The 24,339-nt window shown below is 68.2% G+C and carries 22 protein-coding genes; 11 read left to right on the top strand and 11 right to left on the bottom strand.

The window, feature by feature from the left end; genetic code table 11:
* Positions 1–32: 32 nt before the first annotated feature.
* Entirely contained in the window at positions 33–608 is a 576-nt protein-coding gene (locus tag AC07PF_RS23060) for a DUF6622 family protein (protein ID WP_007853630.1), read from the bottom strand.
* A 51-nt stretch (positions 609–659) separates the two neighbouring features.
* A complete protein-coding gene (locus tag AC07PF_RS23055; RefSeq protein ID WP_494613413.1) occupies positions 660–1,070 on the bottom strand; it encodes a DUF2306 domain-containing protein in 411 nt (136 codons plus the stop codon).
* A gap of 208 nt (positions 1,071–1,278) precedes the next feature.
* Here AC07PF_RS23055 and AC07PF_RS23050 point away from each other — a divergent pair, with 208 nt between their 5' ends.
* Both AC07PF_RS23050 and AC07PF_RS23045 read left to right on the top strand, forming a co-directional pair.
* The gene (locus AC07PF_RS23050) at positions 1,279–2,103 is read left to right on the top strand and encodes an undecaprenyl-diphosphate phosphatase (RefSeq protein WP_007853636.1); all 825 of its coding nucleotides are present in this window, start codon (positions 1,279–1,281) and stop codon (positions 2,101–2,103) included.
* A gap of 127 nt (positions 2,104–2,230) precedes the next feature.
* On the top strand, positions 2,231–3,562 hold the full coding sequence (locus AC07PF_RS23045) for a diguanylate cyclase domain-containing protein (protein WP_494613412.1): 1,332 nt from the start codon (positions 2,231–2,233) through the stop codon (positions 3,560–3,562).
* A gap of 47 nt (positions 3,563–3,609) precedes the next feature.
* On the opposite strand, the gene AC07PF_RS23040 is transcribed toward AC07PF_RS23045, so the two are convergent.
* The 8 genes from AC07PF_RS23040 to AC07PF_RS23005 form a co-directional block, all read right to left on the bottom strand.
* A complete protein-coding gene (locus AC07PF_RS23040; protein WP_007853641.1) occupies positions 3,610–5,115 on the bottom strand; it encodes an FAD-binding oxidoreductase in 1,506 nt (501 codons plus the stop codon).
* A gap of 101 nt (positions 5,116–5,216) precedes the next feature.
* The gene (locus tag AC07PF_RS23035; RefSeq protein ID WP_494604857.1) at positions 5,217–7,016 is read right to left on the bottom strand and encodes a diguanylate cyclase domain-containing protein; all 1,800 of its coding nucleotides are present in this window, start codon (positions 7,014–7,016) and stop codon (positions 5,217–5,219) included.
* Between the two features lie 5 nt (positions 7,017–7,021).
* On the bottom strand, positions 7,022–8,785 hold the full coding sequence (locus AC07PF_RS23030) for a diguanylate cyclase domain-containing protein (protein ID WP_494613411.1): 1,764 nt from the start codon (positions 8,783–8,785) through the stop codon (positions 7,022–7,024).
* Between the two features lie 246 nt (positions 8,786–9,031).
* Positions 9,032–10,768 carry a diguanylate cyclase domain-containing protein gene (locus tag AC07PF_RS23025; protein WP_494613410.1) on the bottom strand — a complete coding sequence of 579 codons (1,737 nt, stop codon included), beginning with the start codon at positions 10,766–10,768 and terminating at the stop codon, positions 9,032–9,034.
* Between the two features lie 91 nt (positions 10,769–10,859).
* A complete protein-coding gene (locus AC07PF_RS23020; RefSeq protein WP_494613409.1) occupies positions 10,860–12,353 on the bottom strand; it encodes an oxygenase MpaB family protein in 1,494 nt (497 codons plus the stop codon).
* On the bottom strand, positions 12,353–13,174 hold the full coding sequence (locus tag AC07PF_RS23015) for a carotenoid biosynthesis protein (RefSeq protein ID WP_145695351.1): 822 nt from the start codon (positions 13,172–13,174) through the stop codon (positions 12,353–12,355). The genes AC07PF_RS23020 and AC07PF_RS23015 overlap by 1 nt, the downstream gene beginning before the upstream one ends.
* Positions 13,175–13,422: 248 nt before the next feature.
* Entirely contained in the window at positions 13,423–14,241 is an 819-nt protein-coding gene (locus AC07PF_RS23010; protein ID WP_007853652.1) for an alpha/beta fold hydrolase, read from the bottom strand.
* Between the two features lie 67 nt (positions 14,242–14,308).
* Positions 14,309–15,136 (bottom strand): proteasome-type protease, encoded by an 828-nt coding sequence (locus AC07PF_RS23005; RefSeq protein ID WP_007853654.1) that lies wholly within the window; start codon positions 15,134–15,136, stop codon positions 14,309–14,311.
* Between the two features lie 281 nt (positions 15,137–15,417).
* Here AC07PF_RS23005 and AC07PF_RS23000 point away from each other — a divergent pair, with 281 nt between their 5' ends.
* Positions 15,418–16,629, top strand: coding sequence for an alpha/beta hydrolase family protein (locus tag AC07PF_RS23000; protein WP_494613408.1), 1,212 nt, complete (start codon positions 15,418–15,420; stop codon positions 16,627–16,629).
* A 37-nt stretch (positions 16,630–16,666) separates the two neighbouring features.
* Here AC07PF_RS23000 and hpaR read toward each other — a convergent pair whose 3' ends face one another.
* Entirely contained in the window at positions 16,667–17,128 is a 462-nt protein-coding gene (gene hpaR / locus AC07PF_RS22995) for a homoprotocatechuate degradation operon regulator HpaR (RefSeq protein WP_179683993.1), read from the bottom strand.
* Between the two features lie 170 nt (positions 17,129–17,298).
* Here hpaR and AC07PF_RS22990 point away from each other — a divergent pair, with 170 nt between their 5' ends.
* The 8 genes from AC07PF_RS22990 (at position 17,299) to AC07PF_RS22955 (ending at position 24,333) form a co-directional block, all read left to right on the top strand.
* The gene (locus AC07PF_RS22990) at positions 17,299–17,973 is read left to right on the top strand and encodes a fumarylacetoacetate hydrolase family protein (protein WP_494613407.1); all 675 of its coding nucleotides are present in this window, start codon (positions 17,299–17,301) and stop codon (positions 17,971–17,973) included.
* Entirely contained in the window at positions 17,970–18,737 is a 768-nt protein-coding gene (locus AC07PF_RS22985) for a fumarylacetoacetate hydrolase family protein (protein ID WP_494613406.1), read from the top strand. Before AC07PF_RS22990 ends, AC07PF_RS22985 begins: the two co-directional genes overlap by 4 nt.
* Positions 18,738–18,760: 23 nt before the next feature.
* The gene (hpaE, locus tag AC07PF_RS22980; RefSeq protein WP_494604841.1) at positions 18,761–20,218 is read left to right on the top strand and encodes a 5-carboxymethyl-2-hydroxymuconate semialdehyde dehydrogenase; all 1,458 of its coding nucleotides are present in this window, start codon (positions 18,761–18,763) and stop codon (positions 20,216–20,218) included.
* 2 nt (positions 20,219–20,220) lie between these two features.
* Positions 20,221–21,141 carry a 3,4-dihydroxyphenylacetate 2,3-dioxygenase gene (gene hpaD, locus AC07PF_RS22975; RefSeq protein WP_494613405.1) on the top strand — a complete coding sequence of 307 codons (921 nt, stop codon included), beginning with the start codon at positions 20,221–20,223 and terminating at the stop codon, positions 21,139–21,141.
* Positions 21,142–21,151: 10 nt separating this feature from the next.
* Entirely contained in the window at positions 21,152–21,607 is a 456-nt protein-coding gene (locus AC07PF_RS22970) for a 5-carboxymethyl-2-hydroxymuconate isomerase (protein ID WP_494613404.1), read from the top strand.
* 6 nt (positions 21,608–21,613) lie between these two features.
* Positions 21,614–22,417 (top strand): 2-oxo-hept-4-ene-1,7-dioate hydratase, encoded by an 804-nt coding sequence (hpaH, locus tag AC07PF_RS22965; RefSeq protein ID WP_494613403.1) that lies wholly within the window; start codon positions 21,614–21,616, stop codon positions 22,415–22,417.
* 10 nt (positions 22,418–22,427) lie between these two features.
* On the top strand, positions 22,428–23,240 hold the full coding sequence (gene hpaI, locus AC07PF_RS22960; RefSeq protein ID WP_494613402.1) for a 4-hydroxy-2-oxoheptanedioate aldolase: 813 nt from the start codon (positions 22,428–22,430) through the stop codon (positions 23,238–23,240).
* Positions 23,241–23,349: 109 nt separating this feature from the next.
* On the top strand, positions 23,350–24,333 hold the full coding sequence (locus AC07PF_RS22955; RefSeq protein WP_494613401.1) for a Bug family tripartite tricarboxylate transporter substrate binding protein: 984 nt from the start codon (positions 23,350–23,352) through the stop codon (positions 24,331–24,333).
* Positions 24,334–24,339: the final 6 nt, after the last annotated feature.

The raw sequence follows: 24,339 nt of genomic DNA, 5'->3' as shown, positions 1-24,339 counted from the left end.
GGAATGAAGGGTGGCTGGGCAAGTACTGCGGATCAGGCGGTGGCGGGAGCGGATGCGGCGGTTGCGGCCTGGGGGGCCAGGGCCATGCGCCACAGGCGGGCCGAGCGGGCGATGAACAGGCCGTTGAACACGCCGTAGAGCGCGGCGATCTGCAGGTCGAAGGTGGCGTCGTGCGCCAGGGCAGGCTGCATGGCCATCTCGATGCCGACCAGGTACTTGGTCAAAAAGATGCCCAGGATCAGCAGCAGGGGCAGGGGGCTGCCGGGCAGCTGGAAGCTGCGCGAGGCGGCCTGGTACTGCGTGCCGGCCGGCGTGGCGGGCATCAGCGCCAGGGCGATGGTGGCCACGGCGGCGGCCGCGGCCAGCCAGGCGGCCAGGGTGCCCAGCACCTGGCCCGAGCTGCCGAAGGCCGACACCAGTCCATAGGCCGAGAACAGGGTCATGGCCACGGGCATCACGGCGACGCGGGTCAGGCTGGCGGTGCGGGCCACCAGCTGGCTCGCGCCCAGGGCGACAAGTGCGGCGAGCAGGCCCCAGACCCAGGTGGGGGTCTTCTGCAGGACGGTGCCAAGGGCTTCGGGGTGGTGGATGAGAAGGTCGATGATCATGGCGTTGCTCCGGTGAGGGGGACGAAAAATGGGCGGTGGGTGGGTAGGTGGTCAGGCAATGCCCAGCTGGCTCCAGAGCCACTGGCCGAGCAGGCGGTTGGGCAGCAGGGTGAAGGCGCCGGCCACGAGGCACGAGCCGACATAGGTGCCCTGCATGATCCGGCGGTGCGCCGTCACGTTGCCGCGCACCAGGAAGTAGAACGACAGGGCGATCAGGCCCAGGGTGACGGGAACCAGCAGGTGGATCACGCCAAAGCCCGCCAGACGCGGACCCTTGTCGCCGCTGATGAACACGGCCGATACGGCGACCATCAGCATCAGCGTGACCCAGGCATACCCGGCTGCGCGGTGCAGGCGAGGGCGCTGGTCGCGGCTCCTGCGGGCCCACAGGGCCAGCGGTCCGATGGCGACGGCAACCAGCGCGGCGGCCATGTGGATGGCGATGACGGGGGTGATCTGCATGGTGGGGCTCCTGGAGGCAGGTTTCAGCGATGGGCGTACTGTGCCGATCGCCCCCCGGGCCTGCCACCGGCCTGCGATGAAATGCAGGCGCAATGGAGCGAAATGCAGCGGACCGGAGCGGAATGCAGGTGTTCCGGCGGTCGCCGGGGGCGGGCGGGCAGGGATAATCGGCACTTTTTTGCAGGCCCTCCAGGGCCAAAGGACGCGCGTGGACCTCGTTTTGCTGGCCAAGGCTGCCCTCATGGGCGTGGTCGAAGGCCTGACCGAATTTCTCCCCATCTCATCCACCGGCCACCTGATCCTGGCGGGCTCCCTGCTCGGCTTCGACGATGCCAAGGCCAAGGTGTTCGACATCGCCATCCAGACCGGCGCCATCTTCGCCGTCATCCTGGTCTACTGGCAGAAGATCCGCGCCACCCTGGTGGCCCTGCCGCGCGAGCGCAGCGCGCAGCGCCTGGTGCTCAACGTGCTCATCGGCTTTTTGCCGGCGGTGGTGCTGGGCCTGCTGCTGGGCAAGGCCATCAAGGCGCACCTGTTCATCCCGGTGGTGGTGGCCAGCACCTTCATCCTGGGCGGCTTCGTGATCCTGTGGGCCGAAAAGCGCCCGGCGGGCGCCACCCGTATCCACGAGGTGGACGACATGAGCCCGCTCGACGCGCTCAAGGTCGGCCTGGTGCAGTGCCTGGCCATGGTGCCGGGCACCAGCCGCAGCGGCGCCACCATCATCGGCGGCATGCTGCTCGGGCTGTCGCGCAAGGCGGCCACGGATTTCTCGTTCTTTCTGGCCATGCCCACCTTGATCGGCGCCGGGGTGTACAGCCTGTACAAGGAGCGCGCGCTGCTGTCGGTGGCCGACATCCCGATGTTCGCCACCGGGCTGGTGTTCTCGTTCTTCAGCGCCTGGCTGTGCGTGCGCTGGCTGCTGCGCTACATCAGCAGCCACAGCTTCGTGCCGTTTGCCTACTACCGCATCGTGTTCGGCATGGTGGTGCTGATCACGGCCTGGGGCGGATGGGTGCGCTGGGCCGAGTAGCGGGAACGCCCCAGCCATGTGGGGGCTGCGAAGGTGATAAGCTGTAACGTGTGGTTGCGTTGTCCTGCAGCGCCCACCCTGCTTTCGCTTGGCCAATAGATGATCCTTGCCCCGGGACTTTCGCCACATGACGCCAGATGAGCCAGAAAGATTGCTCCGCCGTGCCAGGCATACCGACTGGTCCAAGGACGAGTTGCTCGAACTGATCACCAAGAGTGCGGGCGCCACCCTGGCTGCGGTGGACCGGGGCCTGCAGATGGTCTATGTGAACGAGGAGTACGCGCGCTGGTTCGGCAGTACGCCCGAGCTGCTCTTGGGCAAGACCCTGGTCGACCTGTATGGCGAGCACGACTGTGCCCGCTTCATGCCCTTCGTCGAGCGCGTGCTCAGCGGCGAGCGCGTCCAATACCAGCGGCTGCTGCGCACCCCGTACGGCTTTGACGAGTGGCGCACGATCTGCCTGACGCCCTGGCCCGCACGCAATGGCGTCATCGACGGTTTCATCACCACCGCGCTCGATGTGCATGAACTGCAGGTGACCATGAACGCCCTGCGTGCCGCCAACCAGCGGCTGTCGTCACACATGGAAAACAGCCCCCTGGCGGTGCTGGAGATGGACCAGGACCTGCGCCTGCTGCACTGCTCGCAGCGGGCGGTGCAACTGATGGGCTGGCTCCCCGTGGCGCACCTGGAGGGGCGATCGCTCACGCAGCTGCTGGGCCACACCTCGGACGAAGGCCTGCACGAGGCGCTGCAGCGCCTGCAGGAGGGCCAGGAGGCGCAGAACCGGGCCGAGACCTCCTTTACGCGCCAGGATGGCTCCGAGGTGCACTGCGAGTGGTTCAACTCCGCGCTGACCGACGCCGAAGGGCGGGTGACGTCCATCATGGCCCTGGTGCAGGATGTCTCGGCCAAGATACAGATCGCGCGCCAGCAGCAGTACCTGGCCAACCACGATTCACTGACGGGCCTGTACAACCGCGCGGCCTTCCACAGCCGCCTCGAGCAATCGCTGGCCCGGGTGCGCCAGCACGCTGCCGGCTCGGTGGCGCTGCTGTTCATCGACCTCGATGGCTTCAAGGGCGTGAACGACACGGAAGGCCACCGTGCGGGTGACGAGGTGCTGCGCATCGTGGCCCGGCGGCTGGCGGCCACGGTGCGCGGCGAGGACACCATGGCACGGCTGGGGGGCGACGAGTTCCTGGTCATGCTGGACCGCGAGGTCACGCGCGACGTGACCGATGGCATCGGCCAGCGCATCATCGAAGCGCTGCAGGAGCCCATGTGGGTGGAGGGCCGCGAGCTGCGCATCGGTGCCAGCATCGGCGTGGCGGTGCACCCCCCGCTCGAGGGGGAGACCGACGCCCTCATGAACCGCGCCGACCAGGCCATGTACGCCGCCAAGCGCGCGGGCAAGGGCCGGCTGCACTACGCGCAGCGCGAGCTGCAGCAGACCTGACCCAGGCCCCTGGGCCCGCCCTGCGGGAACCCCGGGGTGTGGCTGGGCTACGACTCTTTCCTGGGCAGGCGGATGCTCTGCTGGAATTTGAAGAAATTGGTTGGGTCGTACTCCTGCTTGGCCTGCTGCAGGGTCGGGTAGGCGGGGCCCCAGTAGGCCTCTTCGAAATCCTGCAGGCTGGCGTCGGGGTAGTTCTGGTACACGTGCCCGTTCAGGAAGGGTTGCACGAGCTTCATGAAGCCGGCCAGCCAGGCCTCGGTCTGCGCGCGTTCGGCCGGGTTGCGCCAGAACACGTCCGCCACCAGGTCGGCATCCACGCGGCGGTGGATGAAGGCACTGGCCTCGATGGGGTAGCGGTTGATGGCACCGCCATAGGGCTCCAGGTAGGCCAGCGACCACTGGTTGGGCGAGGTCAGAAAGTAGTCGATGATGGACTGCCAGTCCGCCGTGGTGAGCGGGCGGCTGATGTAGCCCGAGGCCTTGCTCTCGGCAATGCCGTCGGGCAGGTTGTCGGGCAACGAATAGGGGTGGTCTTCGAGCCAGATGTTCATGTCCGGGTAGGTGCCGGTCTGGTCCACCAGCAGCTGGGCGCTGGGGATGTCCAGGAGCGGGGCGATCGCCTGCAGGCCGGCCTCGCGCGTGCCGCAGAACATGCCCTGCACCATGGCCACCGGCTTGCCGCCGTAGTAGCCCAGGTTCATCATGTAACCGAGCGCGTCGGGCGCACCGCTTTGCATGTACCGCTGCTGCATCATGGTCAGAACGTTGGCGGCCTGGGACATGTCCCAGCCGATGGACCAGGCCCACACGGTGTCCAGCGGCACCATGCTGTAGGTGACCTGCAGCAGCACGCCGAAGTTGCCGCCCGTGCCCCCGCGCATCGACCAGTACAGCAGCGGGTTCTCGCTCTCGCTGGCGTTCACGATGCTGCCGTCGGCCAGTGCCACGCGCAGCGACTCCACCAGGTCGCTCTGGATGCCGTAGCGCCGCGAGGTGTAGCCGTAGCCCCCACCCTGCACGAAGCCGCCCACGCAGACGCTGCCGCAGGCGCCGGTGGGCACGTGCCAGCCGGTGTGGTTCATGGCGCCGTTGAAGTGGTCGAAGTCGGTGCCCGGCCGCACGTACACGCGCTGGTTCGGCGGGTCCAGCACCACGCCCTGGATGCCGCTCAGGTCGATCACCATGCCGTTGTTGACCGAGTAGCCGGCCGTGCTGTGGCCGCCGCAGCGCACGGCCACGGGCACCTTGTACTTGCGCGCCACGGCCAGGCACTCGATCACGTCGTTCTCGACCGCGCAGTAGACGATGATCTTGGGGAACGACTGGAAGGCGGGGTTCGATTCCTGGCGGGCCGTGTTGTAGTCGGGGCTCGATGGCAGCACCACCCGGCCCACCAGCATGTGCTCCAGATGGGCCAGCGATTCCAGCGCGATGGCGGTGTCGGAGGTCTCGCCGGCGTCTCCCGCCGCATCGGCTGCCGAGGCGGCCAGGGCATGGAATTGCGCGACACGCGCGGCTTTGGCAATGCGGGCGGGACTTTTGCGATGGGCCATGGCACAGGATCCGTACAGAGGTTGCGAGGTCTCCTGTGTACCGGAACGCCCAGCGTTTGACCAGCAATGGATTCCCCAAGTGCCCGCAGGCCCTGCTGACCCTATGCCGATGACAGTGCCAGGTCCCCGGTATTGCGGCGCAGGCAGAACTTGCCGCTCTGCTTGCCGCTGTACATGGCGGCATCGGCGAGCTTGAGCAGGCCGGCGGCATCGCTGCTGTCGTCGGGTGCGATGGCATAGCCGACGGTCAGTCCCACATGGACCTGGATGCTCCCCAGCGAGAACGGCAGGCGGAAGGCCTCGAGCAGCTTGAGCCCCAGCTCCTGCGCCTGCTGGGCGCTGCCCAGGTGCCCGGCCATCACCACGAACTCGTCGCCGCCCAGGCGCGCGACCACGTCGCTTTGCCGCACGTGGCCCTGCAGGCGGCGCGTCACGGCCACCAGCAGTTCGTCGCCGACATCGTGGCCGTGCTGGTCGTTCACGGGCTTGAAGCCATCGAGGTCCATCATGTAGACGGCCAGCAGGTCGCCCTTGCTGCTGCGGGGCAGGGCGGCTGCGAGGGCCATGTTCAGGCCACGCCGGTTGGGCAGGCCGGTGAGCGGGTCGGTGTGGGCCAGCGAATGCATGGCGTCGCGCTCGCGGTTGGCATGCAGCGCCTCCAGCTGCAGGGCATGCGTGCGCAGGCCCAGCACGCGCATGAACAGCAGCATGTCGATGGTGGCGCCGAACTGGAAGGAGTGCAAAGTCCAGAAGTTGACCGGTACCCAGCCGTTGATGACGCCGATCATCACCGCCGTGGTCACGAAGTAGATCAGCCAGGCCGCCAGCAGGCTGGTGCCCACGCCGTCGCCTGCGAGGGCCTTGCGCACCGCGCCCGGGATGCCCATGAGCGCGGGCACCAGGCCCAGGATGCTCACGATGGCGGCAATGGCGCGGGTGCTCAGCACATCCAGGCTGTAGGCGATGCCCAGCACCACGCACAGCGCGGCGCCGCAGCGCATGGCGCGCAGGAAGCGGCTCTTGGGCTGGTCCCCCGCCAGGGCCTGGCTGATGAACAGGAAGGACCCGCAGGTGGCCAGCAGCGCCGAGAGGCCCGCCGCATGCTCGGTGAACCACAGGCTGTTGCTCCACAGGTACTGCCGGCCAATGCCGAACAGGTGCAGCGAAAACATCAGGCTGCCCGTGATCAGCAGCGCGTAGAAGATGAACAGCGGCTCGCGCAGGCTGGTCCACTGGGCCAGGCTGTAGATCAAAAGGCACAGCGCCAGGCCGGTGAGCACGCCCTGCAGCATCTGCTCGTCCACCGCGGTGGCAAGCATGGCCGACGACTTGTTGAGCGTGATGGGCAGGATCATGGCCGCCCGGGTTTCCACGCGCATCAGCAGTTCGTAGGCCTGGCCTGGCAGCAATTCGAGCGCCACGGCATGCGAGCGGCTTTGCAGCGGCCGCTCCGAGTACGGCTGCAGGCTGCCCAGCACGACGTGCCTGGTCACATGGCCCGCGCTGAGAACGTAGACGTCGACCCGGTTCAGGTCGGGGTGGTTGATGTCCAGCGTCCAGCGGCCGTCGGAGGTCAGGTGCACCGCCAGCGGCGCGCGCAGCCAGATGGCGTCCGAGCGCACGCCCAGCGTGGCGCCCCGGGAGGGCGGGGGCACGAAGTCACCGGCACGGGCCTGCACCTCCTCCAGGCCGAGCTTGAGCGTGGGATCGGAGAGCATGCGCACCGCCGGCCATACCTCGATCGACGCGGCGCTGTCGTGCAGCACCAGGGGCTGCGCCGAATGGGCCTTGCCTGCGCCGGCCAGCAGGCCCAGCAGCAGCACCAGGCATGCCGCGGCCCTCCACCAGCTGCGCAGTGCGGGCAGCGGGTGGGCGTGGGGGTGGTGCAACAGGGCTCGCATGGTCGTCAGGAGGCGAGGGCAACGGCACCATCGCCACGCAGCAGGCAGTGCTTGCCGGTCTGCTTGCCCTTGTACATCGCGGCGTCGGCCTTGCCGATGAGCTCGCGCACATCCTTGCCGTCGAAGGGGGCCAGCACGTAGCCGATGGTCAGGCCCACGTGCAGGCGCAGGTTGCGCGGCGTGAACGGCTCGCTGAACGCATGCAGCAGGCCTTCACCGATCTCCCGGGCCTGCTCGGGCCGCGTCAGCTGGGGAGCCAGGATGATGAATTCGTCACCGCCCGGGCGGGCCACCAGGTCGGTCTGGCGCCGCACGTTGGCCGACAGGCGCTGCCCCACCGCCACCAGCAGCTCATCGCCCACGTCGTGGCCGTGCGTGTCGTTGACGGGCTTGAAGCCGTCCAGGTCCAGCAGGAACACCGCCACCATGCGCTCGGGCGCGCACTGCTGGAGTGCCGAGTTCAGCGCGATCTGCATGCCGCGGCGGTTGGGCAGGCCCGTGAGCGGGTCGGTGTGGGCCAGCGAGCGCATGGCATCGCGCTCGCGCAGGGCATCGAGCGTGGCGCGGCGCAAGGCCTCCGAGCGCAGCCCCAGCACGCGCAGGAAGAGCAGCATGTCCACGGTGGCACCGAGCTGGAAGGCATGCAGAGTCCAGAAATTCACCGGCACCCAGCCCTGGACCAGGGCGGCCATCATGAGGGCGGCGGCGCCGTAGACGGTCCATGCCACCAGCAGCGTGGCACCGATGGGGTCTCCCCGGCGCGCCTGGCGCAGCGCGGCGGGCAGGCTCAGCAGGCTCGGCGCCATGCCGAACAGGCTCATGAAGAGGGTGGCTGCCTTGACGCTCAGCAGGTCGAAGGCGAAGGCCAGGCATACCAGGGCCGTGAGTGCGGCGCCGCCCTGCATGGTGCGGGCATAGCGGCTGTGCGGGGCGTCGCCCGCCATGGCGTGCCGGAGAAAGAGGAAGGAACCTGCCAGCGCCACCAGGCCGAAGATGATGGCCCCGTGCAATTCCATCCACACACTGCCCGGCCAGAGGAACTGCACACCGATACCGAAGAACTGCAGGGAAAAGCCGGCACTGCCCAGCACCACCAGCGCATAGCAGGCGAACAGGCGGTCGCGCTGGCCCACCCACTGGAGCAGGCTGTACAACAGCAGCCAGAAGGCCAGGCCGTTGAGCAGGCCCTGCAGCATCTGCTCGCGCAGGGCCATCTTCAGGCGGTAGGGGGCTTCGCTGACCGTGATCGGCAGGATCATCGGCCCCGGCGTGCGCACACGGATCAGCACCTCGTACGCCTGCCCGGCCTGCAGGTTCAGGGCCAGGCCCGGCGTCCGGCTGGCGCCCGCGGCCTTGCCGGGCGCGCGCAGGTAGCCCAGCAGCGCCTGCTGCAGCACCTGGCCCTGGCTGGTCAGGTAGATGTCGACCTCCTGCAGGGCGCCGTAGTCGAGGTTGACGATCCACTGGTTCGTGGGGGCCTCGGGCACGGCCAGCGGAATGCGCAGCCAGATGGCCTCCTTGTGCGCTCCGATCGAGCCGCCGCGGCGGGGCGGCTCCTCGAAGCGGTCGAGTCTGCCCAGCATGTCGCTGGCCGTGAGTTCGCGCGAGGCATCGGCCTGCAGGGTGGCCACGCTCCAGGCGTCCAGGCTCTGGGCGTCGGGGCTGAGCACGAGCGGCGTGGCGGCACGCGCCGGCAGCCCCTGGAGCATGAGCAGGCACAGCACCGCGATGGCCGCCATCGAACGCATGAACCCGTGCAGCACGCTCATCGGGTGTCCAAAGGGCTGGCCAGCCGCCCAGGGCCTGTCGTGCGCCATCGGGGTGGCGCTGGCAGCCGGTGCCAGGCATCGGCAATGCGAAGGAGCAGGGCGCTGGACATGGTGGTCAGGGGGCTGAGCGCAAGGTCGGTGACTGCAGGCCTGGGTGGCTTGGGCTGACCAGTATGCCTCTGGAACGGGACCTCAGGCCACACAGTGTGCCAACCAGGGGGGCGGGGCTCGTCAGGCGCATGGAGATCAGGCCGGCAGTGCCATGCTGGCATCGTTGCGGATCAGGCAATGCTTGCCGCGTTGCTTGCCCTGGTACATGGCGGCGTCGGCCAGGCGGATCAGTTCGCGGGGCTCGGCGGCATCGATGGGAGCCAGGGCATAGCCGATGGTCAGGCCCACATGCATCTGCAGGTGGCTCATCACGAACGGCTCCCGGAACGCGTGCAGCAGCGCGTTGCCCAGATCCTCGGCCTGCTCGGCGCGGACCAGGTCGGCGGCCATGATGATGAATTCGTCGCCCCCGAGGCGCGCCACCACATCGGTCTTGCGGCGCACATGGTCCTGCAGCCGGTGGCTCACGGCCACCAGCAGGTCGTCGCCCACGTCGTGGCCATGCAGGTCGTTGATGGGCTTGAAGCCGTCGAGGTCCAGCAGGTACACCGCCACCAGGCGGTTGGGCGCGCACAGCGAGATGGCCGAGTTCAGCGCCAGCTGCAGGCCGCGCCGGTTGGGCAACCCCGTGAGCGCATCGGTATAGGCCAGGGCCCGCATGGCGTCGCGTTCGCGCAGCGCATCGTCGGTGGCGGTGCGCAGCGCATCGGTGCGCAGGGCCAGCACGCGCAGGAAAAGCAGCATGTCCACCGTGGCGCCGATCTGGAAGGAGTGCAGGGTCCAGAACGACAGCGGGGCCCAGCCCTGCACCAGGCCCACCATCACGGCGGCCGCGACGAAGTAGGCGATCCAGGCGGCCAGCAGCGTGGTGCTCACGGTGTCGCCCTGGCGCACCCGCTTCAAGGCCAGCGGCAGGCTCAGGAGCGAAGGCAGCGGGCCGAAGATGCTCAGGAAGGCCGTGGCCTGCCGGGTGTCGATCAGGTCGGTGAGGAAGGCCAGGCCCACCAGGCCGCACAACATGGCCCCGCCGCGCATGATGGCCAGGAAGCGGCTGCGTGGGTTGTCTCCCACGAGCGCATAGCCCATGAACAGAAACGAAGCCCCCAGGGCCAGCAGCCCGGCGGCGCTGGCGGCGTGGACCTCCATCCAGTGGTTGTTGCTCCACAGGAACTGGCTGCCGATGCCGAAGAACTGGATCGAAAAGCCTGCGCTGCCGACCACCAGCAGGGCATAGAAAAGGAACAGCTTTTCGCGCTGGCTGGCCCACTGGGTCAGGCTGTAGACCACCAGGCACAGGGCCAGGCCGGCCAGCAGGCCTTGCAGCATCTGCTCGCGCAATGCCAGCGGCAGCAGCACCGGGGCCTTGCTGACTACCAGCGGCACGATCATCGCGCCCCCGGTGCGCACGCGCACCAGCAGCTCGTACTGCTGGCCGGGCTGCAGGTTCAACATCATCGACGGCGTGCGCCCGCGCAGCGGCCGGTCGGAGAAGGGGCGCAGATTGCCCATCAGGGCCTGCTGGACCACCGCGCCGTCCGAGGCGAGGTAGACGTCCACCTCGTTGAGCACGGGGTAGTCGATGCTCAGGATCCAGGGATGGGCCGGCGCCTGGGCCACCGACAGCGGCACGCGCAGCCATACCGCATCCTGGCGCACGCCCAGGGTGCCTTCCGCCCCGGTAGGACTGGTGAATTCGGGCAGGCGCGCCAGCATGTGCTGTACCGTGAGGTGCCGGCTGGCGTCGGGCAGCACGCGCACATGGGGCCAGGCGTTCACCGAAGGTTGTTTTTCGTCCAGCACCAGCGGCTGCACGGCCGGGGCTGCCGCTGCGGCCAGCGCCGGCCAGAGCAGGGCCAGGGCCAGCCAGGCCATCCACCACCGCCATGCGCCGCGCCACGCAGGCGGCGGGCCTGCGTGTCCTGCCGGTGGGCGGCGGGAGGCGATGGGGTGGCGGGCCATGGGGCTACGCCGTCTCCTGCGCCGTGGCAGCAGGCTGGGGGGCGGCGGCGGCCGCCGGGCGGGCGCTGGCGGCCAGCTTCAGGCTCCAGGTGCCGTGCGTGGTCAGGCGGTCCTCGATGCGGTTGATCCACTTCGGTACATGGGGGTCGTCGCTCCAGTTGTGCACCACCCCGTCCACCTGGTTGAGCAGCTCGCTGGGCAGCTGCAGCGGCCGGGTCTGGCTCATCAGCACGCGGCTCATGAAGTGGTAGCCCAGGATGCGCGTGAGCGTGCGCACGATGGAAAAGCGCGGCAGCACCAGGCGCAGCACCCAGTCGACGACCCGGGCCACCAGCAGCACGCCCCAGAACAGCAGGGCCGAGGACCAGGGCACGGGCTGGGTCAGGCCCAGGTCGCCCGCCGTGGCCTTGCCGCACAGGAAGCGCGTCATCAGCTGCGGAAAGGGCTTGGCGATGTTCCAGGGGATGGAGTTGGCCATGGTGGCCATGAGTGCCTGCCCCAGGCCGGGCCGCGGGTCGGGGCTCACCGGCTCGGCGCGGCCACGGGCCTGCATGCGGGCCATCAGTTCCTTGCCCTCGTCCATGGTCTCGACCATCAGCCCGCGCTCAATGCCCAGGATGTGGCCGACCACATTCCAGGCGTGCAGGTAGGCCTCCTCGTCATGCGCCGGCAGGCCGATGCCCAGGCGGCGCATGCTGCGCAGGAACACATAACCGAAGGTGAGCAGCGTGTAGGCCAGCTCTTCCTGGTTGCAAGGCAGGCCGTCGTCGGCCAGGTCCCAGCCGCGTGCGAACAGCGCCTGGTACATGCTGGGCTGGGGCGGCAGGCCCGGCAGCCCGCCCAGCTTGCCCGCGCCGACGATGTTCGGATGCGTCAGCAGGTCCTTCACGGCCGATTCGGGCGTGCCGCGCAGGATCAGGTTGCGGATGGTGGCGTGGATCAGGCGCACCTTGAGGATCTGTGCCACGCCGGCACCGTCCGGGCGGGTCAGCCCGCCGTGCATCATCACCGGGAAGATCATGGCCGCCGTGGAGCGGATGCGGTACTCGGTGTGCTGCTCGAGCTGGCCCGCGGTGTGCAGCACGCTCGACAGGTCGGGGATCACATAGCACTCGGGCAGGCTGGCGCAGAACAGCAAGATGCACGAGAGTGCGCCATGGTCGAAGAAGATCTTCTCGGCGCGCTCGATCTTGCGCGCGTCGGCCCATTCGGGCAGTACCTGGCCCTGGGCCAGGTAGTCCTGCAGCGCATCGGCCATCTCCTTGGTCACGCCATCGCCTGTGGCTGTCCAGCCGTCGATGCTGGCGTTGGTGGTCCACTCGCCGAACAGGTGGTTGACGGTCTTGATGTGCGCCCACTGCGGCGCAGTGGGCGGGGGCAGCTGTGCTGGCCAGGGGCCCAGGATGGCGTCGATGGTTTGGTCGGCCAGCGGATCGGCATGCTGCTGCATGGAGGCCAGGGCCGCATCGGAAATGGCAGGCGTGGGGTTCTTGCTCATCAGACGGCCTTCAGCTGGTTGCGCCAGCGCTGCAGGCCGGCGAGGGCGCACAGCAGCGGGATGCCCATGGCAAACGGGGCGATGGACTTGATTTCCACCGGATGGCCCAGGAACACCTGGAACACGATGCCGGCGCTGTAGATGCCCAGCGGCACGGTGGCGTGGCGCGGGAGGAAGTTGACCGAGCCGGCCTTGAGGGGCATCTTGCGCGTGGAAAAGCGGAAGGCGCACAGGATGCAGAAGCTCACGAAGACCCAGCCGAAAAAGCCCTGCACTGTCTCGCCGAACCAGGCGCCATCGGTCTTGGTCATGATCCAGGCCTTGAGCACGTACACCAGGTAGGGGTCGGCACCCAGGTCGAAGGCGGTGACGATCATCGCCGCCAGGAACGAGAGGAAGACCGCATTGCCCACCCCGGGCGCGCCATCGACCGGCGCCTGCCAGACGATGAGGTTGCTGATCACATAACCGGCATAGGTCAGCGCGAACCACATCATCGGGATGACCACGGGCACGCCGACGAAGCGCAGGCCCAGCACCTCGGTATAGGTGTAGCTGCCGAAGAACCAGCCGTGGGTGCTGCCCATCTGCTCGGCGAACCAGCCAAGGGAGACAGAAATCGCCAGGAAGCGCAGCGCGGCGGACGCCCCGAGGAGCCGCGTGGCACTGGCCCAGGTGGCGGCGAACATCAGCACCGAGGCAATGGCGATGGCCAGGGTGACGGCTTTACCGGGGCCGATGGAGGTGTAGATCAGTCCGGCGGATACCAGCCCGAAGATCAGCACCGGCAGGCGGACGGTCAGCAAATTGGAAGCAGGCATGAATCATGTACACGCTGTTACAAAACCCCAGTGTAGGGGATTGTTGCGACACATCCCCCGCTTTTTTGACCTGAGAATCCGCCAACAGCGCGCTTTTCCCCCTCTATTTATCGGTTCACGCATTGTGGTGCCAATTGCGCGGACCCGTGAATAGACAGGAATGATTAGAAGCCCCCCCATTCAGGGGGGGCTCCATGTGCCAACCGGCCTGCGTGCCGGCTGCAGGGAGCCGGTGCAGCGAGCGGTGCCTAGCCGTGTGCGGCCACGGCGGCCAGGTTCAGCAGCGAGGCCTCGATGGCCGCGGCCGTGGCCAGGGGCTGCTCCATGGGAAACAGGTGGCTGCCGTCGAGCATCATGGTGCGCCCTTCGGTGATGCGCAGCGTCATGGCCATGCCCACCTGCTTCATTTCTTCGGAGTCGCGTCCGCCGATGAATGCCGCAGGGCACTGCAGCGGGTGCCTGGCGAGCAGGCGGCCCAGGTTGTGGGGCAAGGTGTTGTAGATGGCGGTCTCCACCGCACGGTCGAAGCCCAGCACGCGCTTGCCGTCCTGGTCGGCCAGGCCATGGGTGATGTAATCCTGCAACACTTCGGGGTGCCAGCGCGCAAACGCCTTCTTGCGGCGAAAGTGCTCCAGGGCTTCCTCGTTGCTGGCCCAGGAAAAGCGCCGCTGCCGGCTGACCTTGCCGGGCGAGATGGAGCCCACGACCTGGGTGCGCTTGGCGACGTCCAGGGCATTGGCGCGCCAGCCGCCGATCAGCGGCGAGTCGATGAGCAGCACGCCGCGCACCAGGTGCGGGTGGCGCGCCGCCGCCATCACGCTCAGGAAACCGCCCAGCGAGTGCCCGACCAGGAACACCGGCTCCCCCAGGCGCTGCACCTGCGCACCGGCAAAGTCGGCCAGGTGCTGCACCAGGAGCGGCCAGTTGTTGGACACCGGGTACTGGGGTTCATGCCCGAAGCGCTCCACTGCGCTGATGTCGAAGCCGCGTTGCCGCAGGAGCTTGAAGAGAAGGCGGTAGGTGCCCGCAGGGAAACTGTTGGCGTGCGAGAAGACGATCGGGAGCATGGAAGGCGGGAAGTCCGGGGCGCGCGGGTGCGCCGGGCGATCGGCGCCCGGCCGCCTGCGTGCACCCTCAGATGAGTTTGTCCAGGTGGTTGGTGATCTTCTTGAGCGGCTTGCTGCGCGACGGGTTGACCATGATGGGCACGGTCGTGTCGCCGCCGCCCCAGGCGGGATCTTCGATGCTGTCGAACACCTGGCGCAGCTTCTGGCCCCAGCTGTCGTGCAGCATGCGGAAGTAGGGGTTGTGCTCGTCGATGCAGATGATCTTGTCGGTGGCGAAGCGGTCCACCTCGTAGACCACCAGGTCCAGCGGCAGGCCCACCGAGAGGTTGGACTTGAGCGTGCTGTCCATGGACACCAGGGCGCACTTGGCGGCCTCGTCCAGCGGGGTCTCGGGCGTGAGCACGCGGTCGAGCACGGGCTTGCCGTACTTGGACTCGCCGACCTGGAAGTAGGGCGTCTCGGACGTGGCCTCGATGAAGTTGCCGGCCGAGTACACCTGGAACAGGCGCATGCCCTCGCCCTTGATCTGGCCGCCGAAGACCATGGACACGTTGAAGTCCACGCCCGAGCGCTTGAGCGCCGCGCCATCGCGCTCGTGCACATGGCGCACGGCGGCACCCAGCACGCGCGCGGCATCGAACATGCTCTTGGCGTTCCAGATGGTGATCGGCTCTTCCTCGTCGCGGTCGATGATCTGCTCGGTCTGCAGGATCTCGCGCACCGACTGCGAGATCGACAGGTTGCCGGCGGACAGCAGCACCATGAAGCGGTCGCCCGCCTTCTCGTACAGCATCATCTTGCGGAACGAGCTGATCTGGTCCAGGCCCGCATTGGTGCGGGAGTCGGACAGGAAAACCAGCCCGGCATTGAGTTTGATGGCGACGCAATACGTCATGGAAGGCTTAAGTCGGCAAAAAGGGAAGCATTGTGGGGAGCCTTCGAAGGGACGAAGGACTCTGTGACCAGCGCCGCCTGGCGTTTCAAAAACAATAGCAAACCTGCCAATCGGCGCCGCAGCAAGGCCTGATTTTATGGCCAATCCTGCTGCCCTGGCATTTCTGCGGGCCAAGCGCCCGTGCGTGGGCCCATGTCCGACACCGCCACGGCGTGTTTTCCGACAAGGCTGCGCAGGCCGTTCCTTACTATCATTCACAAATCACACTTGAAAGCAGCATCTTGTTCAACTTTCCTACCCTTGCAAGCCCTGCGCTCCTGGCGCGCAGCGTCCTCCTGGCTGCGGCCGTTTCGCTGACCGCCTGCGGGGGCGGGGACAGCAAGAGCGATGGGGACGGTGGCGGGGGCACAACCCCGCCACCGGTTGCCACGGCCGGCGAACTCAAGTCGGCCGCGCTGCTCAACACCATCACTCCGGCACAGATCACCGAAGCCCTGGCCAAGGACGCCTCCAAGGTACAGGGCATCGTGCCGCGCTACTCCGTCACTTCCTACCGGCTGGAGTACACCACCTCCGATGCCCAAGGCCGCGAAGTGCGCGCCTCGGGCCTGGTCAGCGTGCCCGTCAAGGCACTCGGTGCCAGGAGCCCGGTGCTGGGCTACCAGCACGGCACCATCTTCACCAGCGCCGAGGCGCCGAGCAACAACGCCGTGGGCTCCGAGGTGGCGGTGGTGATGGCCTCGCTGGGCTACATCGTGGTGGCGCCGGACTACGTGGGCTATGGCGTCTCCAAGGGCACGCCCCACCCTTACCTGCTATCGGCCCCCACGGCCGCCGCCACGCTGGACATGCTTACGGCCGCCCGCACCTGGCGCGGCCAGGGCAATGCGGCCGACAACGGCCAGCTGTTCCTGACCGGTTATTCCGAGGGCGGTTACGCCACCATGGCGGCCCACCGCGCCCTGCAGGCCAGCAATGCACCCGAGCGCCCGGCGCTGCGCATGGTGGTGACGGGTGCCGGGCCCTACAACGTGCAGGCCACGCTCGACGGGCTGGTGAATGTGGTGCGCGATCGCGAGCCCGTGATCGGCGCGCTGATCAACCCCGGCTTTTTGCGCTACCTGGGCGGCAGCGTGCAGCGCGAGGTGCGGCGCCTGCTGCTGCGTGCCTTGTTGCCCGGCGATGCCGACGTGAGCTTCGACAACCAGTTCATCGACAACTTCCTGGCCGATGACGTGCAGGCCGTGGCCCGCGTGAGCAGCGTGCACGACTGGAAGCCCCAGGTCCCCGTGCGCCTGTACCACGGCCGCGACGACGTCACCGTGCCCTATGGCAGCTCGGTCACCACCTTGCAGGCCATGCGCGCCCAGGGCGCGGGCGACCTCGTGACCCTAACCGACTGCACCGCCGTGCCTTCGAGCCACGTCGGCTGCGTGCCGCCGTTCATCAACTTCATGCTGGGGCAACTGGCCCCGCTGGCGCAGGACCTCTGACGCCTGGATGCATGCCGCCCGGGGCAGGGCGGCATCTTCAGCCCTCCTCGCCCCCGGGTGCCTCGCCAAGCCGCGCGATCACCGCATCGAGCGTGGCGTACAGCTGCTCTATGAACTCCACCCCCATCTCCTCTTCCAGCGCACGGTAGGTCGCCTCGATCGTGGGCGCTAGCCGGGCCGCCAGCGCCTTGCCCTGGGGCGTCACCGACACCATCACCCGGCGCTGGTCATGCTCCAGCCGCTCGCGCAGCACCAGGCCCAGGTCCGCCATGCGCGCCAGGATGCCGGCCAGGCTCGGGCTCGACAGGCGGCAGATGTCGCCGATCTGGCGCGGCTCCAGCGGCCCGTGGTCGAGCAGGGCGCGCACCACACGCCATTGCTGCTCGGTCAGGCCGACGGTGTGAAGAATGGGCCGAAAGCGTGCGAAGACGCTTTCGCGTGCCTGCAGGAACAGGAGCGGCAGGTTGCGGTGGACCAGTTGCGGTGGTGGGGAATCCATGGGGCGAAATCATCCTCGAAAGCAGGGGAGCAGGTCACAGCCGCCGCGACACCCCTCGGTACAAACCCGAACGAAAAGGAGCCGGCGGTCCATTGACTTACTAGCATGTTAGTAAATAAACTACTCACATGTTAGCAATGTACCAGACCCCGCAACACGCCCCATGCCGAATGGAGTTCGACGTCGCGCCTTTTCGACTGTCCGGCGTCGTCTATGGCGCCTTGCTCAACCACGCACCCGCCCTGGCCGCGATGGAGGCTGCCGCCCACAAGCCGCCCTACAACACCGCACCGGTCGCACCGGTTCTCTACATCAAGCCGCGCAATACGTTGGCCGGCCATGGCGACGCCATCGTGGTCCCAGGGGATGTGCCGGAACTGGAGGTCGGCGCCTGCCTGGGCATCGTGATCGGTCGCACTGCCTGCCGCGTGCCCGAGGGGCGGGCGCTGGAGCATGTGGCCGGCTACACCATCGTGGGCGACATCAGCGTGCCGCACGGTTCGTTCTACCGCCCCTCGATCCGCTTCAAGGCGCGCGACGGCTTTTGCCCCATCGGGCCCCGCATGGTGCCGCGCAGCGAGATCGCCGACCCCGATGCGCTCGCGGTGCAGGTCCATGCCGATGGCGCACTGGTACACGGGACGAGCACGGGCGGGCGCATTCGCCCCGTGGCACGGCTGCTGGCCGAGGTCAGCGCCTTCATGACCCTCTCGCCTGGCGACGTGCTGCTGCTGGGCGCCTCGGCCGGGGCGCCGCGTGTGCGGGCGGGGCAGCAAACCCGTATCGAGATCGACGGCCTGGGCCAGCTCGACAACCATTTCGTTGCCGAAGGAGCTCTTCCATGAAGAAGGCCAGGGTTGCCTACGCAGGTGCCATCCATGAGGCCATGCCCCACGGAGAAAAGATCCGCCTGGCCGATGGCCGGGTGGTGGCAGAAGACGCCGTGGCCTGGCTGCCGCCCTTCGAGGTCGGCACCCTCATCGCGTTGGGCCTGAACTATGCCGACCACCTCAAGGAGCTGTCGGGCGAGCTCACCGTCACCGCCAAGGACGAGCCGCTGGTGTTCCTCAAGGGCCCGGGCACGCTGATCGGCCACCGTGGCCAGACGCGCCGCCCGGCAGGCGTGGCCTTCATGCACTACGAGTGCGAACTGGCCGTGGTGATCGGCCAGACCGCGCGCCATGTCGCCAAGGCCGACGCCCTGCAGCATGTGGCCGGCTACACCGTGTGCAACGACTACGCGATCCGCGACTACCTGGAGAACTGGTACCGCCCCAACCTGCGCGTGAAGAACCGCGACACCTGCACCGTGCTCGGCCCCTGGTTCGTGGACGCGGCCGACGTGCCCGACCCGCACGACCTCACGCTGCGCACCCTGGTCAACGGGCAGGTGACCCAGCAGGGCCACACCGGCAACATGGTCAACGACATCCCCGAGCTGATCGCCTACCTGAGCAGCTTCATGACGCTGCGCGCGGGCGACGTGATCCTGACCGGCACGCCTGAGGGCGTGGTCAACGTCGACGTGGGCGACGAGGTGGTGACCGAGATCGACGGCATCGGCCGCCTCGTCAACACCATCGTGGGCGACGAAGCCTTCGGCATCTAATCAACATCTGGAGACCTGATCCCATGCGCATAGACCACCTGATCGCCGGCAAACCCGTAGCGGGCCGCGAGTACTTCGAGACCGTCAATCCTGCCACGCAAGAGGTGCTGGCCGAAGTCGCCAGCGGCGGCGCGGCCGAGGTGAACGCGGCCGTGGCCGCCGCCAAGGACGCCTTCCCCGCCTGGGCCGGCCTGCCCGCGCCCGAGCGCGCCAAGCTCATCCGCAAGCTCGGCGACCTGATCGCGGCCGAGGTGCCGCAGATCGCTGCCACCGAAACGCGCGACACCGGCCAGGTCATCGCCCAGACCGGCAAGGCGCTGATCCCGCGCGCGGCCGACAACTTCTACTACTTTGCCGAGATGTGCACCCGCGTGGACGGCCACACCTACCCCACGCCCACGCACCTCAACTACACGCTGTTCCACCCCGTGGGCGTGTGCGCGCTGATCTCGCCGTGGAACGTGCCCTTCATGACCTCCACGTGGAAGGTGGCGCCGGCGTTGGCCTTCGGCAACACGGCGGTGCTCAAGATGAGCGAGCTGTCGCCGCTCACAGCCGCGCGCCTGGGCCAGCTGGCGCTCGAAGCCGGCATCCCGGCCGGCGTGCTCAACGTGGTGCACGGCTTCGGCAAGGAGGCGGGCGAGCCGCTGTGCGCCCACCCCGACGTGCGCGCCATCTCCTTCACCGGCTCCACGGCCACGGGCAACCGCATCGTGCAGGCGGCGGGCCTGAAAAAGTTCAGCATGGAACTGGGCGGCAAGAGCCCCTTCGTGGTCTTCGACGATGCGGACCTGGACCGCGCGCTCGACGCCGCCGTGTTCATGATCTTCTCGAACAACGGCGAGCGCTGCACCGCGGGTTCGCGCATCCTGGTGCAGAAGTCGATCTACGCCGACTTTGCCGAGAAGTTCGCGGCGCGCGCCCGGCGCATCACCGTGGGCGACCCGATGGATGACAGGACCATCATCGGCCCCATGATCAGCCCGGCCCACCTGGCCAAGGTGCGCAGCTACATCGAACTGGGCCCGAAGGAAGGCGCCACGCTGCTGTGCGGCGGGCTGGAGGCGCCGGAGCTGCCGGCCCATCTGCACAAGGGCAACTTCGTGCGGCCCACCGTGTTCGCCGATGTGGACAACCGCATGCAGATCGCGCAGGACGAGATCTTCGGCCCCGTGGCCTGCCTGATCCCGTTTGCCGACGAGGCCGAGGCCATCCGCCTGGCCAACGACACGCAGTACGGCCTGTCGAGCTATGTGTGGACCGAGAACATCGGCCGTGCCCACCGCGTGGCCGCGGGCATCGAGGCCGGCATGTGCTTCGTCAACAGCCAGAACGTGCGCGACCTGCGCCAGCCCTTCGGCGGCACCAAGGGCAGCGGCACCGGGCGCGAGGGCGGCAGCTGGAGCTACGAGGTGTTCCTGGAGCCCAAGAACGTCGCCGTCTCGCTGGGCAGCCACCACATTCCACACTGGGGAGTCTGAGCATGGGTATCCTCGCCCTCGCGGCCAAGATCACGCATGTGCCGTCCATGTACCTGAGCGAGCTCGACGGCCCGCGCAAGGGCTTTCGCCAGGCGGCCATCGACGGCCACGTGGAGATCGGCCGGCGCTGCCGCGAACTGGGCGTGGACACCATCGTCGTGTTCGATACGCACTGGCTGGTGAATGCCAATTACCACATCAACTGTGCGCCGCGCTTCGGGGGCGTGTACACCAGCAACGAGCTGCCGCACTTCATCAGCAACCTGCCCTACGCCTTCCCGGGTAACCCCGAGCTGGGCCAGTTGCTGGCAAAGGCCTGCTGCGCCCAGGGCGTGGAGACGCTGGCCCACCCAGCGACCACGCTGGCGCCCGAGTACGGCACCCTGGTGCCCATGCGCTACATGAATGCCGACCAGCACTTCAAGGTGGTCTCGGTCTCGGCCCTGTGCCAGGTGCATTACCTCAACGACAGCGCACGCCTGGGCTGGGCCATGCGCCAGGCCATCGAGGAGCAGTACGACGGCACCGTGGCCATCCTGGCCAGCGGCAGCCTGAGCCACCGCTTCGCGCAGAACGGCACGGCGCCCGACTTCGCCACGAAGATCTGGAGCCCCTTCCTCGAGACGCTGGACCACCGCGTGGTCGAGATGTGGCAGGCGGGCGACTGGGCCACCTTCTGCGCCATGCTGCCCGAGTACGCAGCCAAGGGCCATGGCGAGGGCTTCATGCACGACACGGCCATGCTCATGGGTGCGCTGGGCTGGTCGGACTACACCGGCCGCGCCGAGGTGCTCACGCCGTACTTCGGTGCCTCGGGTACGGGGCAGATCAATGCCGTGTTCCCGGTCACGCCGCAGACGGGTGCTGCGGTGCCCGGGCCGCAGGCATCGGCGGGTGGCCAGCCATCGGCCGGCCGGCTGTGAGGAGCGCGCCATGCCCCACCTGGTGATCCTCTACACCCCCGACCTGGACCGGCCCGTGGAGCAGGGCGGTAGCGACTTGGGTGCCCTGTGCCGGGCCCTGGCGGGCGCCATGCGCCGGCAGGTGGACGAGGCGGGCAAACCCGTCTTTCCCGCCGGTGGCATCCGCGTGCTGGCCTACCCGGCCGCGCACCACGCGGTGGCCGATGACGGCGAGGCAGAGCCCGCCGGCGGCCCATCGCCGGGCTACGGCTTCGTCTACCTCAACCTGCGCATGGGGCGCGGTCGCAGTGCCGCCACGCACCAGGCCGTGGGCCAGGCCTTGTCGACCGTGGCGCAGGCGCACTTCGCACCGCTGCTCGCGTCGCGTCCCATCGGCGTCACCCTGCAGATCGACGAGGGCCCCGAGGTCTTCGACGCCAAGCACAGCTCCCTTCACCCCCTGTTCAACAAGCCTGCACAGGGCTGACCCTCCATGCTCTCCAACGACACCATCGCCTCCCTGGCGCAGCAGCTCTACCAAGCGCGCAAGCAACGCACGCAACTGCGCCACTTCTCCGCCAAGTACCCCGAGATGACCATCGAGGACGGCTATGCCATCCAGCGCGCATGGGTGCAGCTCGAACAGGCCGATGGCCGCAGCATCAAGGGCCGCAAGATCGGCCTGACCTCGCGCGCCATGCAGCAGGCCAGCCAGATCACCGAGCCCGACTACGCGCCGCTGATGGACGACATGTTCTTCGACGCGGGTGGCGACATCCTGTTTGAGCGCTTCATCGCACCGCGCGTGGAGGTGGAGCTGGCCTTCATCCTGGCGCGGCCGCTCAAGGGCCCGGGCGTGACGCTGTTCGATGTGCTCTCGGCCACCGACTACGTGGTACCGGCCATCGAGATCATCGACGCGCGCATCGAGCAGTTCGACCGCGATACCCGGGCCATGCGCAAGGTGTTCGACACCATCTCCGACTTTGCCGCCAATGCCGGCATCGTGCTCGGCGGGCGGCCCGTGAAACCCCTGGACGTGGACCTGCGCTGGGTGGGCGCGCTGCTGCACAAGAACGGTGTGATCGAAGAGACGGGCCTGGCGGCCGCCGTGCTCAACCACCCGGCCACGGGCGTGGCCTGGCTGGCCAACAAGATCGCGCCGCACGGCGAGCAGCTCAACGCCGGCGACGTGGTGCTGGCCGGTTCCTTCACGCGGCCCGTGGCCGCCGTGCAGGGCGACAACTTCCACGTGGACTACGGGCCGCTGGGCTCGGTCTCCTTCCGATTCGTGTGAAGGCCACACCATGCAGCAGATCCCCGAGAACCATTTTCGCAACGCGCTGCGCGCGGGCCGGCCGCAGATCGGCCTGTGGGTCGGCCTGGCCGATGCCAACGCGGCCGAGGCCCTGGCCGGCTGCGGTTTCGACTGGCTGCTGCTCGATGGCGAGCACGCGCCCAACGACGTGCGCAGCGTGCTCGACCAGTTGCGGGCCGTGGCCCCGTACCCGGTGCAGCCTGTGGTGCGCCCGGTGCAGGGCGACGTGGCCCTGGTCAAGCAGTACCTGGACGTGGGCGCGCAGACCCTGCTCGTCCCCATGGTCGACACGCCCGAGCATGCTGCGCTGATGGTGCGCGCCATGCGCTATGCGCCCGAGGGCATGCGCGGCATGGGCGCGGCGCTGGCGCGTGCCTCGCGCTGGAACCAGGTGGAGGACTACCTGAACCGCGCCAATGGCCAGATGTGCCTGCTGGTACAGGCCGAGACACCGCTGGCCCTGCAGAACCTGCAGGCCATCGCCGAGACCGAGGGCGTGGACGGTGTCTTTTTCGGCCCGGCCGACCTGTCCGCATCCATGGGCTACCGGGGCCAGCCCGGGCATCCCGAGGTGCAGCGCGCCATCCTCGATGGCATCGCCACCGTGCGCCGCGCCGGCAAGGCCGCCGGCATCCTGATGGCCGACCGGGCGCTGGCCCAGACCTACCTTGACGCCGGGGCACTGTTCGTCGCCGTGGGGGTGGACACCACGCTGCTGGTGCGTGCCGCGACCGAGCTGGCCTGCCACTTTGCCAGGCGCCCAGCCATCCAGGCCGTGCCGGGCGTGGCAAGCCCTTACTGAGCACACCGCCTGTCAGGCCATCGCCATCGCTCAAATTTAGTCAGTGAGCTAGTTAATTAATTACCTTGAAAAGCGCCTTCCCTGCCAACAACCCGTGAGGAGACAAGCCATGCCAACGATCCATCCCAGCCGCCGCTCGGCCCTGTGCGCCGCCGCCGCGCTCGCCATCCCCTGCCTGTCCCCGGGCGCCAGCGCCCAGGAGCGCCGCCCGCTCGAATGGGTGGTGGGCATGTCCCCCGGGGGCGGCACCGACATCGTCGCCCGCACCGTCGCCGACCAGATGGGCAAGACGCTGGGACAGACCATCGTGGTGGTCAACAAGCCGGGTGCCGCGCACAACATCGCGGCCGACTACGTGGCACGCTCGTCCACCCCCGGCAACCTGCTGCTCACGGGCGACTATGCGGTGCTGGCCACCAACCCCTGGCTGTACAGCAAGCTCAGCTACAACGTGGACAAGGACCTGGCCTCGGTGGGCATGCTGGTGCGCTTTCCGCTGATCCTGGTGGTGTCGCCCAAGCTGCCGGTGCGCAACTTCCAGGAATTCGTGGCCTGGGCCAAGGCCCAGCCCGAGGGCGTCAACTTCGCATCGCCGGGTGCCGGCACGCCGCACCACCTGGCCATGGAACTGCTGCGCCAGCGCACGGGCCTGAAGATGACGCACGTGCCCTACCGCGGCGTCACCCCCGCCATCCAGGACATCATGGGCGGCCAGGTTCCCTTCATGTTCGTCGAGTCGGCCGGCGGCATGCCCAACATCACGGGCGGCAACCTGCGCGCCATCGCGGTGGCCAGCAGCAAGCGCATGGCCACGCTGCCCGAGGTGCCCACGCTGATGGAGCAGGGCCTCAAGGATTTCGAGGCCTTTGCCTGGCAGGGCCTGTCGGTCAACGCCTCCATGCCCGCTGCCGAGGTGCAGCGCCTGAACGCCGCCCTGCAGCAGGCCCTGAACTCGACCCCGGTGAAGGCCCGCTTCCAGACCCTGGGCGTGGAGGCCGTTCCCGGCACGCCCGAGGAGATGAATGCCTACGCCAAGGTTGAGCGCGCGCGCTGGGGCCAACTCATCAAGGACATCGGCTTGAAGCTGGAGTGAGGCTCC

It is taken from the genome of Acidovorax sp. GW821-FHT10A04, assembly GCF_059415825.1.
This window is presented reverse-complemented; position numbering and strand designations above follow the sequence as displayed.

Coding starts and splice junctions, on each gene's coding strand:
- AC07PF_RS23060 (WP_007853630.1), bottom strand. CDS start 608: ATGATCATCGACCTTCTCATCCACCACCCCGAAGCCCTTGGCACCGTC.
- AC07PF_RS23055 (WP_494613413.1), bottom strand. CDS start 1,070: ATGCAGATCACCCCCGTCATCGCCATCCACATGGCCGCCGCGCTGGTT.
- AC07PF_RS23045 (WP_494613412.1), top strand. CDS start 2,231: ATGACGCCAGATGAGCCAGAAAGATTGCTCCGCCGTGCCAGGCATACC.
- AC07PF_RS23040 (WP_007853641.1), bottom strand. CDS start 5,115: ATGGCCCATCGCAAAAGTCCCGCCCGCATTGCCAAAGCCGCGCGTGTC.
- AC07PF_RS23035 (WP_494604857.1), bottom strand. CDS start 7,016: ATGCGAGCCCTGTTGCACCACCCCCACGCCCACCCGCTGCCCGCACTG.
- AC07PF_RS23030 (WP_494613411.1), bottom strand. CDS start 8,785: ATGAGCGTGCTGCACGGGTTCATGCGTTCGATGGCGGCCATCGCGGTG.
- AC07PF_RS23025 (WP_494613410.1), bottom strand. CDS start 10,768: ATGGCCTGGCTGGCCCTGGCCCTGCTCTGGCCGGCGCTGGCCGCAGCG.
- AC07PF_RS23020 (WP_494613409.1), bottom strand. CDS start 12,353: ATGAGCAAGAACCCCACGCCTGCCATTTCCGATGCGGCCCTGGCCTCC.
- AC07PF_RS23015 (WP_145695351.1), bottom strand. CDS start 13,174: ATGCCTGCTTCCAATTTGCTGACCGTCCGCCTGCCGGTGCTGATCTTC.
- AC07PF_RS23010 (WP_007853652.1), bottom strand. CDS start 14,241: ATGCTCCCGATCGTCTTCTCGCACGCCAACAGTTTCCCTGCGGGCACC.
- AC07PF_RS23005 (WP_007853654.1), bottom strand. CDS start 15,136: ATGACGTATTGCGTCGCCATCAAACTCAATGCCGGGCTGGTTTTCCTG.
- hpaR (WP_179683993.1), bottom strand. CDS start 17,128: ATGGATTCCCCACCACCGCAACTGGTCCACCGCAACCTGCCGCTCCTG.
- AC07PF_RS22990 (WP_494613407.1), top strand. CDS start 17,299: ATGGAGTTCGACGTCGCGCCTTTTCGACTGTCCGGCGTCGTCTATGGC.
- AC07PF_RS22985 (WP_494613406.1), top strand. CDS start 17,970: ATGAAGAAGGCCAGGGTTGCCTACGCAGGTGCCATCCATGAGGCCATG.
- hpaE (WP_494604841.1), top strand. CDS start 18,761: ATGCGCATAGACCACCTGATCGCCGGCAAACCCGTAGCGGGCCGCGAG.
- hpaD (WP_494613405.1), top strand. CDS start 20,221: ATGGGTATCCTCGCCCTCGCGGCCAAGATCACGCATGTGCCGTCCATG.
- AC07PF_RS22970 (WP_494613404.1), top strand. CDS start 21,152: ATGCCCCACCTGGTGATCCTCTACACCCCCGACCTGGACCGGCCCGTG.
- hpaH (WP_494613403.1), top strand. CDS start 21,614: ATGCTCTCCAACGACACCATCGCCTCCCTGGCGCAGCAGCTCTACCAA.
- hpaI (WP_494613402.1), top strand. CDS start 22,428: ATGCAGCAGATCCCCGAGAACCATTTTCGCAACGCGCTGCGCGCGGGC.
- AC07PF_RS22955 (WP_494613401.1), top strand. CDS start 23,350: ATGCCAACGATCCATCCCAGCCGCCGCTCGGCCCTGTGCGCCGCCGCC.